This window comes from Arthrobacter sp. 210 2, from assembly GCF_059093025.1.
Genome location: NZ_JBNHIE010000012.1, coordinates 1 through 16,111 on the forward strand (window position 1 = coordinate 1; position 16,111 = coordinate 16,111).

General features: G+C 63.7%; 16 protein-coding genes. 10 read left to right on the forward strand and 6 right to left on the reverse strand.

What is annotated here, in order from left to right; translation table 11 throughout:
- Positions 1 to 50 precede the first annotated feature (50 nt).
- Positions 51 to 557, reverse strand: a complete 507-nt coding sequence (locus AC5RWA_RS18690) for a DUF2004 domain-containing protein (protein ID WP_079596305.1) — start codon at positions 555 to 557, stop codon at positions 51 to 53.
- A 45-nt stretch (positions 558 to 602) separates the two neighbouring features.
- Positions 603 to 1,520: a LysR family transcriptional regulator gene (locus tag AC5RWA_RS18695; protein ID WP_079596422.1), complete on the reverse strand. Its 918-nt coding sequence runs from the start codon at positions 1,518 to 1,520 to the stop codon at positions 603 to 605.
- 95 nt (positions 1,521 to 1,615) lie between these two features.
- Between AC5RWA_RS18695 and AC5RWA_RS18700 the strand changes: the two genes are divergently transcribed.
- The 8 genes from AC5RWA_RS18700 (at position 1,616) to AC5RWA_RS18735 (ending at position 10,757) form a co-directional block, all read left to right on the forward strand.
- On the forward strand, positions 1,616 to 3,028 hold the full coding sequence (locus AC5RWA_RS18700; protein ID WP_494058640.1) for an NAD(P)/FAD-dependent oxidoreductase: 1,413 nt from the start codon (positions 1,616 to 1,618) through the stop codon (positions 3,026 to 3,028).
- On the forward strand, positions 3,025 to 3,756 hold the full coding sequence (locus tag AC5RWA_RS18705) for a DUF1365 domain-containing protein (RefSeq protein WP_494058641.1): 732 nt from the start codon (positions 3,025 to 3,027) through the stop codon (positions 3,754 to 3,756). The genes AC5RWA_RS18700 and AC5RWA_RS18705 overlap by 4 nt, the downstream gene beginning before the upstream one ends.
- Positions 3,753 to 5,114 (forward strand): class I SAM-dependent methyltransferase, encoded by a 1,362-nt coding sequence (locus AC5RWA_RS18710; RefSeq protein ID WP_494058642.1) that lies wholly within the window; start codon positions 3,753 to 3,755, stop codon positions 5,112 to 5,114. The genes AC5RWA_RS18705 and AC5RWA_RS18710 overlap by 4 nt, the downstream gene beginning before the upstream one ends.
- 346 nt (positions 5,115 to 5,460) lie before the next feature.
- On the forward strand, positions 5,461 to 5,706 hold the full coding sequence (gene nrdH / locus AC5RWA_RS18715; protein ID WP_066276552.1) for a glutaredoxin-like protein NrdH: 246 nt from the start codon (positions 5,461 to 5,463) through the stop codon (positions 5,704 to 5,706).
- 109 nt (positions 5,707 to 5,815) lie between these two features.
- The gene (gene nrdI, locus AC5RWA_RS18720) at positions 5,816 to 6,286 is read left to right on the forward strand and encodes a class Ib ribonucleoside-diphosphate reductase assembly flavoprotein NrdI (RefSeq protein WP_275724938.1); all 471 of its coding nucleotides are present in this window, start codon (positions 5,816 to 5,818) and stop codon (positions 6,284 to 6,286) included.
- A 20-nt stretch (positions 6,287 to 6,306) separates the two neighbouring features.
- A complete protein-coding gene (nrdE, locus tag AC5RWA_RS18725) occupies positions 6,307 to 8,427 on the forward strand; it encodes a class 1b ribonucleoside-diphosphate reductase subunit alpha (RefSeq protein ID WP_115525690.1) in 2,121 nt (706 codons plus the stop codon).
- 97 nt (positions 8,428 to 8,524) lie between these two features.
- Positions 8,525 to 9,499 carry a class 1b ribonucleoside-diphosphate reductase subunit beta gene (gene nrdF, locus AC5RWA_RS18730; RefSeq protein WP_050054849.1) on the forward strand — a complete coding sequence of 325 codons (975 nt, stop codon included), beginning with the start codon at positions 8,525 to 8,527 and terminating at the stop codon, positions 9,497 to 9,499.
- A 211-nt stretch (positions 9,500 to 9,710) separates the two neighbouring features.
- The gene (locus tag AC5RWA_RS18735) at positions 9,711 to 10,757 is read left to right on the forward strand and encodes an MsnO8 family LLM class oxidoreductase (RefSeq protein ID WP_494058643.1); all 1,047 of its coding nucleotides are present in this window, start codon (positions 9,711 to 9,713) and stop codon (positions 10,755 to 10,757) included.
- A gap of 436 nt (positions 10,758 to 11,193) precedes the next feature.
- Here the strand turns inward: AC5RWA_RS18735 and AC5RWA_RS18740 are convergent, their stop codons facing one another.
- Positions 11,194 to 11,391, reverse strand: a complete 198-nt coding sequence (locus AC5RWA_RS18740) for a zinc transporter permease (RefSeq protein WP_494058644.1) — start codon at positions 11,389 to 11,391, stop codon at positions 11,194 to 11,196.
- 418 nt (positions 11,392 to 11,809) lie between these two features.
- Between AC5RWA_RS18740 and AC5RWA_RS18745 the strand changes: the two genes are divergently transcribed.
- A complete protein-coding gene (locus AC5RWA_RS18745; protein WP_494058645.1) occupies positions 11,810 to 12,643 on the forward strand; it encodes an aldo/keto reductase in 834 nt (277 codons plus the stop codon).
- Between the two features lie 110 nt (positions 12,644 to 12,753).
- Here the strand turns inward: AC5RWA_RS18745 and AC5RWA_RS18750 are convergent, their stop codons facing one another.
- Genes AC5RWA_RS18750 through AC5RWA_RS18760 form a run of 3 tightly spaced genes read right to left on the reverse strand, consistent with a single transcriptional unit; the run spans position 12,754 to position 14,785 of the window.
- Positions 12,754 to 13,521, reverse strand: a complete 768-nt coding sequence (locus AC5RWA_RS18750; RefSeq protein ID WP_494058646.1) for an SCO1664 family protein — start codon at positions 13,519 to 13,521, stop codon at positions 12,754 to 12,756.
- Positions 13,521 to 14,069 (reverse strand): DUF3090 domain-containing protein, encoded by a 549-nt coding sequence (locus AC5RWA_RS18755; protein ID WP_494058647.1) that lies wholly within the window; start codon positions 14,067 to 14,069, stop codon positions 13,521 to 13,523. Before AC5RWA_RS18755 ends, AC5RWA_RS18750 begins: the two co-directional genes overlap by 1 nt.
- Before the next feature lie 23 nt (positions 14,070 to 14,092).
- Positions 14,093 to 14,785 carry an MSMEG_4193 family putative phosphomutase gene (locus AC5RWA_RS18760; protein ID WP_079596276.1) on the reverse strand — a complete coding sequence of 231 codons (693 nt, stop codon included), beginning with the start codon at positions 14,783 to 14,785 and terminating at the stop codon, positions 14,093 to 14,095.
- Between the two features lie 99 nt (positions 14,786 to 14,884).
- On the opposite strand from AC5RWA_RS18760, the gene AC5RWA_RS18765 reads away from it, so the two are divergent.
- On the forward strand, positions 14,885 to 16,108 hold the full coding sequence (locus AC5RWA_RS18765; protein ID WP_494058648.1) for a hypothetical protein: 1,224 nt from the start codon (positions 14,885 to 14,887) through the stop codon (positions 16,106 to 16,108).
- Positions 16,109 to 16,111 lie beyond the last annotated feature (3 nt).

Sequence of the window (16,111 nt, forward strand, 5' to 3'; positions counted from 1 at the left end):
CCTGTCGAAACCCCGTCAGGTTTCGACAGGCTCAACCACCGTTTGCAAATTCAGGATTCCCAGACAATCTCGTCGTCCACCACGCCGTCTTCGTCCGCGGAGGCCACCAGGACTTCATCGGTGAAGTGCTGGCCGAGCGTAAAATCCATCACGAAGTAACGTTCCGGCTGGCCCGGGTAGATCCCCACGTGTCCCAGCTTCAGTGCCTTGAGGAACACATCCTTGGTGAGCTGGCTGCGGTTCTCCACGCCGAAGACCTTGTGCAGGTGCTCATCCTTGAGGGCGTTGCAATGGAACTGCAGGTATTCCTGCGGGCTGGTGCCTTCCTGGTCCAGCTCCTCGGCGATCATGTCCCGGACCTCGTCCACCAGTTCGGGCAGGAACCGCAGGCGGTAGTCCACCTTGCGCAGTGCGGCTTCGTCAAAGTGGTCGTGGGCGGTGATGTTCAGGTCGAGTTCCAGTGGATGGCCGCGCAGCTCATGTTTGGCGGCGATCAGGTGATCCCTGCCGTGATTGAGCTCAATCTCGCCAAAGTGCTGGCTCGCTACCTTGTTCATATTCTCAACATAGACCCGAACAGCGGTGCATTCCAGCGTTCAGGCCTAATTCACTGAGGTGCGCATTCCGGCGAGCGTCTCTGCCAGCAGGTCGACAAACAGCTGCACCCGCGCGGTTTTCCGGTCATTGATCAGCAGCGCGAAAACGTTCCGGGCCAGCCGGATTTCGGGGACGTCCAGCACCACCACACCCGCCGGCTTGTTCCGCAGTGCCAGTTCGGGAACCAGCGCCGCCCCCAGTCCTGCGGCTGCCATCTCCAGGCTGGCGTGGAAGTCGTCGCTGTGCGCCACTACGCGCGGATGCAGGTTGCAGCCCGCGAAGAGCCGTTCAATGACCATGGCGTCGCTTGTGCCGGGGTGGTGCATGATCCAGGGCATCTCGGAGAGATGGTCTGCCGCCACCTTCGCGTCCGGACGGAAGCCCCAGCCGGCGGGCAGCACCACCCGGAAGTCGTCGTCGCCGATCCATTGCCTGTTGATGGTGGCGGGCCAGGCCACACCGGTCTGGCCCACCTGGAAGACCACGGCGAGGTCCAGTTCACCGCCGGCGCGCAGCCCCTGGATGGTCTGGCCCGGCTCGGCCACGGACACCTTGAGGTCGATGCCCAGGTTCTTCCACGCGGGTTTCTTCAGGATCCGCGGCAGGACGTACGTCGCCAGGCTGGGGAAGATGCCGAGCCGGAGTTCCTGGCTGGCGCTGTCCTGGGTTTTGGCGGCGGCAGCCATCAGCGCCTCGATGTCCGTCAGCACCTTGGCCGCGTGCCGGGTCATCACGACGGCGGCCTCCGTGGGGACCACGCTCCGCGCCGAGCGCTGGAACAGGACGACGCCGGTGTCGCGTTCCAGGGCGGACATCTGTTGGGAGACGGCAGAGGCCGTATAGCCCAACGTTGACGCGGCGGCCGCGAAGGAGCCCAGCCGCGTGACCTCCATCAGGGTCTTCAGGTGTACCGGATTTACCACCAGCCCACAGTACTGCACCCATCCGCGCCATCCCCGGCTTCGAATTGCCCTCTGTATATCCAACCATTGGCAAATGTTCAGCAGAGGAGCATGAATTGTCACCAGATCCAGCAGCAGGTGGAGGCGGAAGGCGGCGCGTGGCCGTCATCGGCAGCGGCGTGGCCGGACTGACCGCCGCCTACGTCCTTAACAGGCAGGACGACGTCACGCTCTTCGAAGCGGATTCGCGGCTGGGCGGCCATGCCCACACCCACGACATGCCACAACCTGACGGCACGATCCTTGGCGTGGACACCGGGTTCATCGTGCACAACGAGCGGACCTACCCCACACTGCTGCGGCTGTTCGCCGAGCTGGGCGTCGAAACCCAGGACTCGGAGATGAGCATGTCCATCCGCTGCGACGGCTGCGGGCTGGAATATGCCGGCGCCCGCGACGATGCCCGCGGAATCTTCGCCCGCCCGTCCAGCCTGCTGCGGGGCCGGTACCTGCTGATGCTGCTGGAGATCACGCGCTTTTACCGCAAGGCACGCATGCTGCTGAACACCGCTCCTGCCGCCGCCGTCAGAGGCGAAGCCGACATTCCCGAACAGACCCTCGGCGAGTTCCTGGCCCGCGAAAACTTCAGCCCGTACTTCATCTCCCACTTCATGACCCCGGTGGTCAGCGCGGTATGGTCCTGCGACCCCACTACGGCGCTGGCCTACCCGGCACGGTATCTCTTCACGTTCCTCCGCCACCACGGAATGCTTGGCGTCAAGGGCTCTCCGCAATGGCGTACCGTCACCGGCGGTTCCGGCCGGTACGTGGAAAAACTGGCCGCCACCCTGACTGACGTCCGGCTCAACACCCCTGTCACCGCCATCCGGCGCCTGCCCGACGGCGTGGAACTCGCAACGGACCGTGGGCTGGAAGACTTCGACGCCGTCGTGGTTGCCACGCACCCGGCCCAGGCACTCGGCTTCCTGGCCGACGCCACGCCTGACGAAAAAGAGGCATTGGGCGGGATGCCCTACTCCGTCAACCACACCGTGTTCCACCAGGATCCTGCTGTGTTGCCCTCCGCCGACAACGCGAGGGCGTCCTGGAACTACCGGCTCCCGTCCTGCGGGGCCAGGCCGGACAAGGTCCTGGTCACTTACGACCTCACCCGCCTGCAGCGGCTTGAACCCGGTGACGGCCGCCCCTACCTGGTGAGCCTGGGGGAGTCGGAACTGATTGCCGGCGACGCCGTCCTGGAACGCATGGTCTACGAGCACCCGCAATACACCCCGGAATCACTGCAGGCCCAGCAGGCGATTGCGGCGCTCAGTGACAGCCGCATTGCCTATGCCGGCGCATACCTGGGCTGGGGCTTCCACGAGGACGGTGCGCTCTCCGGCGTCCGGGCCGCCGAAAAGCTGGGCCGGCACTGGGTTCCCGTGCTGCCCGCTTCCGTTACGGCCGCCGGGCCTGCAGCGTCGGATGACGGCGGGCGGAAACTTGCTGCAGCGGGCGAACCTGCATGACCACCGGCTCAGCCATCTACCGCACCTCCATTTCCCACGTGCGGCACAGCCCGCTGAAGAATGCTTTCACCTACCGCAGCTACAGTTGGCTGGTTGACGTTGACCGGCTTCCCCGGTTGCCGTTCCTGCTCCGGCCGCTGGCCGTGTTCCGCGCGGGAGACCACCTGGGGAATCCGGACGCCACCATCCGCTCGAACGTGGAGCGGTACCTGCGGACGCAGGGGATAGAGCCCGACGGCGGCGCCATCCACATGCTGGCCAGCGCCAGGGTGTTCGGCCACGTCTTCAACCCGCTGACCCTGTTCTGGTGCTACCGGTCCAGCGGCGAGCTGGAATGCGTGGTGGCGGAAGTCCACAACACCTACGGCGAACGCCACTGCTACCTGCTGCGGACTGATCCTGCGGGCCGGGCCTCCGTCCCCAAGGCTTTCTACGTCTCACCCTTCAATGACGTGGACGGCCAGTACCGCATGAAGCTGCCCGCTCCGGATGACCGCCTGGCTGTGTCGATTGTGCTTGAGCGGGAAGGCCACCGGCCATTCGTCGCCACCATGGACGGCCGCCGGCACGCGGCCACCGTTCGCAACATTCTCGCCGCGGCGGTCGCCGTACCGGCCGCGCCGCTTCTCGTATCCGCACTCATCCGGGTGCAGGGCATCAAACTCTGGGCACGCCGGCTGCCCGTCGTCGCCCGACCACTTCACCCCTCACAGGAGGCAGTTCAATGACACTGATAGACGATAACGGGACTGCAGCTGCGCTCGGGGACAAACCCGTGCGGCACACTCCCGCAGCGTGGACCGCTGCAGGTGTGCCGGCGTCGCCCGCCACCATCGACGGCGAGGTGTGGCCCGGTGTGGCCCAGCCGCCGTCGGGCGCCAAAGCGGCCGTGGCCGGAAAGGCCGCCGGACTCCTCTTCAAAGGCGCCGTTAAGCGCCTGCCCCTGCGCGTCGCATATCCGGATGGATCCGTCCTGGGCATCGGCGGGGAGGACGCGCCGGTGATGACCATGCGCCGTCCGGAGGCGTTCGAAGCCCGGATCGGCGCCCACGGCCTGATCGGCCTGGGCGAGTCCTTTATGGCAGGGGACTGGGAAGCCGATGACCTGGCGGGTGTCCTGGAGGTGTTCGCCGCTTCCGTTGGCACCCTGATTCCGGCGCCGCTGCAGACGCTGCGGTCCCTCTACCTGCCGCGCACGCCCCGGCAGGAGCGCAACGCGGAGCAGAACACCCGGAGCAACATCTCGCGGCACTACGACCTCTCCAACGATCTGTTCTCCAGCTTCCTGGATGAAACGATGAGCTATTCATCAGCGCTGTTCCCGCTCCAGGCGGGTCCGCTGTCCTCGGTGGGATGGGACGCGCTGGCGGGAGCACAGGCGGCCAAGATTGACAGGCTGCTGGACAAAGCGGGGGTGGGCGCCGGAACGCGGCTGCTGGAAATCGGCACCGGATGGGGTGAGCTGGCCCTGCGGGCAGCGGCCCGCGGGGCCACCGTTTACAGCGTCACCCTGTCCAGCGAGCAACAGGCGCTGGCCCAGGACCGGATTGCGGCCGCCGGTTACTCGGACCGGGTCACGGTTGCGCTGCAGGACTACCGGGCCGTGGAAGGGGAGTTCGACGCCGTCGTCTCGGTGGAAATGATCGAGGCGGTGGGCTACGAATACTGGCCCATCTACTTCCAGACCATCGACCGCGTCCTCGCGCCGGGCGGCAGGGTGGCCATCCAGGCGATCACCATGCCGCACGGCCGGATGCTCGCCACGCGCAACGCCTACACCTGGGTGCACAAATACATCTTCCCGGGCGGATTCCTGCCGTCCGTCCGCGCCATCGAAGGCGTGACGCAGCAGCACACCACGCTAAGGGTGCGGGAGCGGATGGGCATGGGGGACCACTATGCCGCCACCCTCCGGCTGTGGGAGGAACGGTTCCTGGAGGCTTCCCGCGACGTGGGCGAACTGGGCTTCGACGCCGTCTTCCAGCGGATGTGGCTGTTCTATCTCTGCTACTCCAGGGCAGGATTCCAGTCCGGTTACCTGGACGTGCAGCAGATCGTGCTGGACCGCCGGGAGGCGCAGCTCTAACTTCCGTGCGTTTGGTCACCAGGAGGGGTTCCGAAGGTCACTTCGGGGCCCCTTTGTGGTGTGTTTACGCAGGTCACCACCAGGACCGACACGCCGTCTTTTCCACGACACGCTGGGCGTTAAATGTGGCTAAGTACTCCACAGCATGTGGATTCCGTCCGCGAAATCGCCGGGATTCCGGACATTTTGGCGGCCCCTGCCTGTGGATTAAAGGTGCATTAAATGACATACTTGTAATACATCATCTTGGGGTTCCTAAGAGGCGTCTGCACTAGATGTAGTATCTAGATACAGCTTGGGCGGGAACACCGGACGAGCAAGTTTTCCAGAAAAGGGGACAGGAACCATGACCGTAACGGTTTACACGAAGCCTGCTTGTGTTCAGTGCAACGCCACCTATCGCGCGCTCGACAAGAAGGGCATCACCTACCAGAGCGTTGACATCTCCCAGGACGCCGAGGCCCTCGAGCGCCTGAAGTCGCTGGGCTACATGCAGGCGCCCGTTGTGGTCACGGACCAGGACCACTGGTCAGGCTTCCGTCCGGACAAGATCGAAGAACTGGCGCTTTCCGCCGTTTCCTCCGTGGCCTAAGGGGCACGTTTTTCCTGCCGGCAACCAGCAACCAGCTGAGGTGACTCCCATGGCAGCACCAACAGCACAGCAGAACCACACGGCTCGACAAATTCACGCGGCTCAGCGCGTGGAGGTGTCCCCGCCGGCACCGCAGCAGGATGCCGCAGGACAGGTCACCACCGGCAGCCAGCTCATCTACTTTTCCTCGGCATCCGAGAATACCAGCCGCTTCGTGTCGAAGCTTGGCCGCGATTCTGCCCGGATTCCGTTGTACTCCAGGGATGCACCCCTCCTCGCCACCCGGCCTTTTGTGCTGGTGGTGCCCACCTACGGCGGCACCGGGGGAGAGGGCTCCGTTCCCAAGCAGGTCATCCGGTTTCTGAACAACCCGCAGAACAGGCAACTGCTCCGCGGGGTCATCGGCGCCGGCAACACAAACTTCGGGGACAACTACTGCCTGGCGGGGGACATCATTGCCGCCAAGTGCGGAGTGCCGCACCTCTACCGCTTCGAATTAATGGGCACGCCAGACGACGTGTCCCGTGTAAACAATGGATTGGACACGTTTTGGACACGACTGTCGCAGACACGGAAGTAACCAGGGCCCAAAAGCCTGAGATGCCGGCCGCCTACAAGGGCCTGGGCTATCACGAGCTGAACGCAATGTTGAACCTGTACGGCCCCAACGGCGAGATCCAGTTTGAGGCTGACCGCGAGGCTGCGCACCAGTACTTCCTGCAGCACGTTAACAACAACACCGTGTTCTTCCATGACCTGGAAGAGAAGCTCGAGTACCTGGTCAAGAACGACTACTACGAGCGCGAAACGCTGGACCAGTACACGATGAACTTCATCCGTGACCTGTTCAACCGTGCGTACAAAAAGAAGTTCCGCTTCGAGACCTTCCTGGGCGCGTTCAAGTTCTACACCTCCTACACGCTGAAGACCTTCGACGGCAAGCGTTTCCTGGAGCGCTACGAGGACCGCGTCTGCATGGTTGCCCTGCATTTGGCGCGCGGCAACGAGCAGCTCGCCCTGCAGATGGTGGACGAGATCATCGAGGGCCGTTTCCAGCCGGCCACACCCACGTTCCTGAACGCGGGCAAGAAGCAGCGCGGCGAGCTGGTCTCCTGCTTCCTGCTGCGCATCGAAGACAACATGGAGTCGATCGGCCGTTCCATCAACTCCGCGCTGCAGCTGTCCAAGCGCGGCGGCGGCGTGGCTTTCGCCCTGACCAACATCCGTGAGGTGGGCGCGCCCATCAAGCAGATCGAGAACCAGTCCTCCGGCGTCATCCCCGTGATGAAGCTCCTCGAAGACAGCTTCTCCTACGCCAACCAGCTCGGTGCCCGCCAGGGTGCCGGCGCGGTGTACCTGCACGCGCACCACCCGGACATCTACCGCTTCCTGGACACCAAGCGCGAGAACGCTGACGAGAAGATCCGCATCAAGACCCTCTCGCTGGGTGTTGTCATCCCGGACATCACGTTCGAGCTGGCCAAGAAGGACGAGGACATGTACCTGTTCTCGCCGTACGACGTTGAACGCGTCTACGGCATGCCCTTCTCGGACGTCTCCGTCACCGAGAAGTACTACGAGATGGTGGACGATTCCCGGATCAAGAAGACCAAGATCAAGGCGCGCGAGTTCTTCCAGACCCTCGCCGAGATCCAGTTCGAATCCGGCTACCCGTACATCATGTTCGAGGACACGGTGAACCGGGCCAACCCGATCGACGGCAAGATCATCATGTCCAACCTGTGCTCGGAGATCCTCCAGGTCTCCCAGCCCACCACGTACAACGATGACCTGTCCTACGACGAGACCGGCAAGGACATCTCCTGCAACCTGGGCTCGCTGAACATTGCGAAGACCATGGATTCGCCGGACTTCGGCCTGACCATCGAGACGGCTATCCGTTCCCTCTCGGCAGTGTCCGACATGTCCAACATCACCTCGGTGCCGTCCATCGCCAAGGGCAACGACCAGAGCCACGCCATCGGCCTGGGCCAGATGAACCTGCACGGCTACCTTGCCCGCGAGCGGGTCCACTACGGCTCCGAAGAGGGCCTGGACTTCACCAACATCTACTTCTACTCGGTGGTGTACCACGCCATCCGGGCCTCCAACCTGCTGTCCATCGAGACGGGCCAGACCTTCGGTGGCTTCGAGAAGTCCAAGTACGCCTCGGGTGAGTTCTTCGACAAGTACACGGAGCAGGAGTGGGTGCCGCAGACCGAGAAGGTCCGCGAGCTGTTCAAGAACGTGCACATCCCCACGCAGGAGGACTGGCGCGCGCTGAAGGCTTCCGTCATGGAGCACGGCATCTACAATCAGAACCTGCAGGCTGTTCCGCCCACCGGTTCCATCTCCTACATCAACAACTCCACCTCCTCGATCCACCCGGTGGCGTCCAAGATTGAAATCCGCAAGGAAGGCAAGATCGGCCGCGTCTACTACCCGGCGCCGTACCTCACCAACGACAACCTGGAGTACTACCAGGACGCGTACGAGATCGGCTACGAGAAGGTCATCGACACCTACGCCGCTGCCACCCAGCACGTGGACCAGGGCCTGTCCCTGACGCTGTTCTTCAAGGACACCGCCACCACGCGCGACATCAACAAGGCCCAGATCTACGCCTGGAAGAAGGGCATCAAGACGATCTACTACATCCGTCTCCGCCAGCTCGCCCTGGAAGGGACTGAGGTGGAGGGCTGCGTCAGCTGCATGCTGTAGTTGCACCTTCAACTAACTTGTGAAGTACGACGGCGGGCGCCCGCCCGCCGTCGTACGCTTTAACTTAGAGAAACCCACCCAACGTTTAGGGGATGACATGACCGAGAAGGTCAAGCTGCTGAGCCACGTCGAGGCCATTAACTGGAACCGCATCCAGGACGACAAGGACGTGGAGGTCTGGAACCGGCTCGTCAACAACTTCTGGCTGCCGGAGAAGGTGCCGCTGTCCAACGACGTCCAGTCATGGAACACCCTGACGCCCGCTGAGCAGCAGCTCACCATGCGCGTATTCACCGGCCTGACCCTGCTGGACACCATCCAGGGCACCGTCGGCGCAGTTTCGCTCATCCCGGATGCGCTGACCCCGCACGAAGAGGCCGTGTACACGAACATCGCGTTTATGGAGTCGGTGCACGCAAAGAGCTACTCCTCCATCTTCTCCACGCTGGCCTCCACCAAGGAGATCGACGAGGCGTTCCGCTGGTCCACTGAGAACTCAAACCTTCAGAAGAAGGCGCAGATTGTCATGGACTACTACCAGGGCGACGACCCCCTGAAGCGCAAGGTCGCTTCCACCCTGCTGGAAAGCTTCCTGTTCTACTCCGGCTTCTACCTGCCGATGTACTGGTCCTCACGCGCCAAGCTGACGAACACTGCTGACCTGATCCGCCTGATCATCCGCGATGAGGCTGTACACGGCTACTACATCGGCTACAAGTTCCAGAAGGGCCTGGAAGGGCTCTCCGAGGAACGCAAGCAGGAAATCAAGGACTACACGTTCGAACTGCTCTTCGAGCTGTACGAAAACGAAGTCCAGTACACGCACGATCTTTACGACGGCGTCGGCCTGGCCGAGGACGTCAAGAAGTTCCTGCATTACAACGCCAACAAGGCGCTGATGAACCTCGGCTACGAGGCAATGTTCCCGTCCTCCGTTACTGACGTGAACCCGGCGATCCTGTCGGCGCTTTCCCCGAACGCTGACGAGAATCACGACTTCTTCTCGGGCTCGGGTTCGTCCTACGTCATCGGCAAGGCAGTCAACACCGAGGACGAGGACTGGGACTTCTAATTCCCCCTGTCGTCTAGTTGGACGTCTTCTTCCAAGTAACTGCCACTAAGCGGGCCCTGCACGGTAAATCGCGCAGGGCCCGCTTTGTCAGCCTCCCGGGAGGGGAGTGGCCCTCGGCAGTCCGCACATCACGTTGGACAGCGTCGGACCACGGATGCCGTACCCGCCTTCCGGAACGGAATTCTTCCGCGCCCGGAGGGGTTCAAGCAGTATGGCCCTTCCCCTTCCCCGGATTTCCATTCTCGACCGTGCCAACGCGCGGGACGGGTTTCCTGCTTCGGACGCCCTTAATCGGGTGCTGGAACGGGCTCAGCGGGCCGAGGACTGGGGTTACCGCCGCTTCTGGGTCGCAGAGCACCACGCGGTGCCAGGCATCGCCGGTTCCGTTCCGGCCGTGCTGATGGCCGCTGTGGCTGCCCGGACGCACTCCATCCGGGTCGGTTCAGGAGGCATCATGCTTCCCAACCACCAACCACTGGTGGTGGCAGAACAGGCGGCCACGCTGGAGGCTCTGCATCCCGGGCGGATCGACTTGGGCGTTGGCCGGTCTGTCGGTTTCTCCCCGGCGATCCGGAATGCGCTTCGCGCCGGGAAACAGGACGCGGAGCAGTTTGAAGACCAGCTGGCCCAACTGCTTGCTTACCTGTCCGGAGCCGCGCCCATCACTGCCCGGCCGCGGAATGATTCGGCTACACCGGTATTCGTGCTGGCCACCGGTTCGGGAATCGATAGTGCAGCCCGTGCCGGCCTGGCTGTGGTGCTGGGCGGGCCGGCCGTGTTCCGGACGGATCAGAACGGCACACTCCCGGCGCTGGAAAGGTATCGCTCACAGTTCCGTCCATCACGTTGGTTCGAGCGGCCGTTTATCCTGGTTTCCGCCAACGTAGCGGTGGCCGCCACCCGCCAGGCGGCAAGGGAACTGCTTCTGCCCGAAGCCGTCGCGCTGGCCCGCTCCAGGACCACCGGCGAATTCGCTGCCTTGGCGCCCGTGGGTCCGACCGAGTGGGCCGGGCTGAGTCTCAGGGAAAAGGAAGCTGTCGAAAGCAGCCTGTCCACGTCGCTTTACGGCACGGCCTACGAGGTGCGGACTCAAGTCCAGCGCCTTCTCGCCACCTCCGGAGCTAACGAGTTGCTCGTCACAGGCGGAGCCTTCGACGTCGCGGCACAGGCGGAATCCGATCGGATCCTGGCCGGGCTCTTCCCCCAAGACGAGCGCCGCAGCATGGACGACCGCTGTGGTTTCGCGGCATCGCATTGACGCCCACCTGACTTGACGCCACCTAGCGCCCTCCCACCGGGGGAGCAGCCAATCCGGCCTAGCCCGGTCCTGTAAATGGGGTGGCGGTGGAGGAGCTACTGCTCGGCGCCGCCGTGCAAAGGGTCGTCGCCGGCGTCGCTGTCTGGTGGCCGGTCAAATGGTTACCTGCTTCTAACGTTCAAAGACTTTCGGGTGGCCGGCTGGCTGCTTCGAGAGCATCACGGGCAGCAGCAAGCTCGTCGTAGGCGATGACCCAAACCGCGCCTTTTGGCGAAAGACCAGGGTCGTTACCTCCTTCTGCTCCACTTTCGCCAATCTCACGCCGATACTCTTCCGCCGCCTGGCGTTCCGTGTCTTCCGCTACTCGCACTGCTTCTTCCAGGTCTCTTCTGTTCATAGAATTAGAGCCCTCTCTTGGTGCTTCATAGGGGCGGGCTCAGTGCTCGTCGTAGTGGTCATCGTGAGCGGCGTGCCGGTGCCCATCGTGCAAATAGTCCACGTGGCCGTCGTGCTCCATAGTTTCGTGTCCGCACCCGGGGCCGTGCTGGTGGGAATGTTCGTGATCTGCGGACTTGTGCTCAGCCCTGGAATCATCGGGGTCGATCGGTGAAGCGTGTTCGGGAGTGATTGACATTGCCCTTTCCCCGTTCGTTCGTCGCTGCTCCTGACGTATGCGGCACGACCTTTCGTCGATTGCACCGCTTTCCTAGGCCAGAAACTCTACGCCGGGAAACGCGCCGACCGGAAGAGTGGCAGCAGGGAAAGCGGGTCAGGCGGAGGGGCCAAGCCGGACTCCGGCTTCGGTTCCGAGGGTCCCCGTAATCACATGGTTGGCCACTGGTGTAGGCGAAGGTGACCGCTATCGGGTTGCTGTGCGCCGCCGGCCCGGACCTCGGCACCTATCCTGTCCTGGTCCGGGGGAGTAGATTCAAACATGTTGCTGCCGGGCAGGATCACCAACCGTGCAGCCAGCAGCAGCGCCCGACCATCGGCCGGCAACAGGGACGCGGTGCATCCCAGGACGGGACCGGGCATTTCTGATGGGAGCTACGATGCGTGAGATACTTCTTCCGTCCGGTGAAGCTGTCCCGGCGCTCGGAATCGGAACGTGGGGAATGGGAGAGCACCCCGGCAACGCCGCGCGCGAGACGGCGGCGATCCAGATGGCCCTGGACCTTGGGATGTCCGTGGTAGATACCGCCGAGATGTATGGGAATGGCGCCGCCGAGGAACTTGTTGGCAGGGCGCTGGCAGCACGCCGCAACGAAGCGTTCCTGGCCACCAAGGTCCTGCCGCATCACGCCACCCTGCGCGGAACCATCGCCGCTTGCGAGGGCAGTCTGCGTCGCCTCGGAACGGACAGCATCGACCTATATCTACTGCATTGGCAGGGCGCGGTTCCCTTGGCGGAAACGCTCGAAGCCTTCGAAGACCTGCAGCGCGCCGGAAAGATCCAGCACTGGGGCGTCAGCAACCTCGACGTCGCGGATCTGGAAGACCTTATGCGACAGCCCGGCGGCCAGAAGGTCGCGACCGACCAGGTGGTGTACAACCTGACCCGCCGGGGCATCGAGTTCGATCTGTTGCCCCGGTGCATCGGGCGGGGCATCCCGGTGATGGCGTACTCGCCCCTGGAGCAGGGCCGAATGCTGGACGATCCCGTGCTGGTCCGCATCGCAAGCGAACACAATGTCAGCCCCGCTCAGATCGCCCTCGCCTGGGTGCTCAGGCAGCCGCTCGTCCTGGCGATTCCAAAAGCCTCAAGCCCGCACCATGTTCAGGAATGCCGAAACGCACTCGACGTTCGGCTCATGCCCCGCGACCTGGCCGACTTGGATCGTGTTTATCCCCCGCCCACTCGCAAACGCGTGCTTGAGGTGATCTAGCGCCGCCTTCGGGAATGCTATTCCGGGCACGAGGCCCGTCAATCCACACCAGGTAATTGTTCGGGCCACCCACGTGGAACAAGGCTGCGAAGCCTGCAGCCCTGGTGTCCTTAAAACAGCGGCCAAGGCACCGCGGGCATGTCACCGCTCGGAGCCGGAAACCGCCCCGTCAACCGTAACCGGGTGCAGCGCGCGCCGAGTGAGGCAATTTCTTCGGCGTTGAGCAACTTCGCGAGGTTTCGGCCCAGCTCACCGTGCAGTCCTTCGATGACGCGATCGACGCCGTCGCATTCCTGGTCGGTCAGGCTCTCTCCCAGCCACCCCCACAGCACCGTGCGCAGCTTGTGGTCACGGTGAAAGGTGAGTCCATGGTCCACGCCGTGCCGGTGTCGGTCTGGCATGGCAAGGATGTGATCGCCTTTGCGGTCAGCGTTGTTGACAACCACGTCGAATACCGCCATGCGCCTGAGCTCCGGTGTGTCCTCGTGGACGAGGGCGACCATCCGTCCCGTCTCATCCTGGCCCTTGAGGACATGCTTCCACCCGGTCTCCGGTACGTCGCCGGCAGCAACGAGATCCACCGCGTTCTGGTCGGGGTCGGCGTCCTGCCACAGCTGCACCATTCCCTCGCCCAAAGGACCATCGCGGAGCCAGGTGCGTGGCACGACGTTCCAGCCGAGGACCTCCGAGACCAGGTAGGCGGCGACCTCCCGGTGGGCAAGGAAGCCGTCGGGAAAATCCCACAGCGGTTTCTCCCCGGCTATCGGCTTATAAACAACCGTGGTGTCGCCGATGGTGCCCACAAAGGTGGCATTCGACGCCGTCCTGATCCGCCCCGTGAGCGTCAGCTCGGCAGTCAGCAGGTCGGGCGCGGGCATCAGACCTCGGGCAGCGTGCAGACGTGCCCGTCGGCGTCCACGGGATAACCGCAGAGCGGGCATGCGGGACGCCCGGCGCCCACCACCTCACGGGTCCGCTTGGCGAATGCGCGGGCGGCGCCAACCGGCATCCGCACCAGCAACATTTCGGGCACTTCGCCGCCGTTCGCATCAAGCGGTTCGTCATCCTCATCTACATCGATGATCGGGTATGCCTCTATGACCACCTGCGCCGTCGTCGGGTCCCAACCCAGGGTCATGGCACCGGTTCGGAACTGCTCCTCGACCGCCTCGAGCTGGTCATTGTCGACGAGTTCGATGGGAGTACCGGTGGGAACGCTGAAAGGGTTGCCCTCGAGGGTGAGGAGCTGATCGAGGATTTCGTCAATCTTCTCTGCAAGCTGGGCCGACTGCTGCTTCTCCAGCGCAATGCTCACAATTTGCTTGCCCGTGCGTACCTGCAGGTAAAACGTGCGTGACCCTGGAACGCCGACGGTACCGATGACAACCCGGTCAGGCCAGGCAAACTCGTGAACAAGTGTGGGCATGTCAGTATTTTAGGCACATAAGGTTACTGCGCCGTCTGTCCGGCACCGCCACCCACCGGCGCATCGCCGGAGTTGACGCCTTTCGACAGCCATGACAGATCCCCTGCGTCGGTGTTTGTTGCATAGACGCTCGGCCGAACAGCACCATAGTGCACGATCGATACGGAGGCCGGGCCCACGTTGATGCGCTGGAACAGGTCGAGGTGCATACCCAACGCGTCGGCAAGGATTGATTTGATGATGTCACCGTGACTCACTGCCACCCACACGGCTCCTGGCCCGTACTCGGACTCGAAGGCTGCATCGTGCCGTCGGATTGCTGCTACCGACCGGGCCTGCATCGCCGCCATGGATTCACCGCCGGGAAACACGACGGCGGACGGCTGCGACTGCACGGCCGCCCACAGGTCTTCGGTGGCGAGATCGGTGAGCATGCGGCCCTGCCACTGGCCATAATCGCACTCGGTGAGATCGGGATCGGTGGGCGCAGAAGGACTACCAGCCTGGCGATCGAGGATGAGCTGGGCGGTTTGCCGGCAACGCTCGAGGGGGCTCGATACCACCCCGGCTAAGGGCACGGCTGCGAGTCTGTCCCCGGTCAAGGCCGCCTGCTCGCGCCCGAACGGGTCCAAACTGACGCCGGCCGCCCTGCCCGCCAGCAGTCCAGCGGCGTTGGCTGTGGTGCGGCCATGCCGCACGAGAATAACTGTCGCCATCCATACAGCCTAACCAGCGTTCTTCGCTGAAAGTGGCAGAGCACCGCAGAACTCAGTAGCGTCGTTCCCGCAAAGCATTCTCCGGCAGTTAGGTACTCCTTGGGCAAGAACAGTAAAAACCGTCGCTCCGGCAAGGGTTCGGCGGGACAACGCCGCCCGGGGCCGGTCTCCCTCAGTTCCTTCCGTGCCGCCCGCGCGCTGGACGCATTGGCGCCGGCCTATGTCCAATGGTTCGACGACGGCACCCCCGGAGCGGGCGCCGCTGCCCTGCAATACCTGAAGCTGATGGAACCCACCATCAGCCGCTATCTGGAGACCACTGCTGCGCCCGACGTGACAAGCTTCGACCCGGCTGCCCTGGCCAACGCCGTCGCGGAGGAAGTCACCACCGCCGGCCGTGTGCAGGACCCCGAAACCGCTGACCCGGAACAGGCTGCCCTGATCGTTGATTCTGTCCGCAGTTACCTCGAGTTCCTGTCTGAAACCGGCCGGTGGACCGGGCCGGCGGAGCAGTTGGCCGAAGCCCTGGACTTCTTCGACAGCCTCGCCGACCGCGACGACGGCCATGAGTCCATCGAGGTTCCGGACATTCCCCAGGAGCAGGCACTGGCAGCCTTCACCGCACTGCCTCTGATCCAGAAAGCAACAGCCCTGCTTCGATGGATCGGCGACGGGAAGCCTGTGACCGGAACGGGCGCTCTTCGCCTGAAGGACATCGAGGAAGCCGCCGCCTGCGTCGGCGTGTCGGCCAGGGGCGGCACCAGGCGGGCAGACGAGCCCGACGACGTCCCCACCGTGCGCAGCATGTACGACGTGCCCCTGCTTGCCGAAATCTGGGCCACGCTTCAGACCGCCGAGCTAATAACGGTCAAGCCGACGAAAGTGGTGCCCTTCGAGGATCCCGCGCACTTCCTGGACGGCAGCGTCGCGGAGCAGCTGGACGACTTCACCATGTTCACGTCATGCTTCCTGGAGCACGCCGTGCTGCGGCTTGATCCCGAGGAGCCCTGGGAGCATCCACTCTCCGCAGTGCAGGTGTCCATCCTGCTGGCGGCAGCCACGGCGGAACCACCGTCAGTGGAACGCATGAAGGCAGCCCCAGATCGTGCGCAGGAAGCCGAGAAGGCTGCCGTCACCGAATTGACCAGGGTGGCCATGGCCCGGTTGGAGGAACTTTCAGAGCTCGGGCTGCTGACCATTGACACCCATTTCCGGGTGCCCCCGGTGCTTATCGGCTGCGTCGCAGACACTTTCGACCATCCATCGCTACTGGCAGAGCTTGGTCTGGGAGCGGCTCCGGACGATGAAGCGGAAGCGGGCTGACAG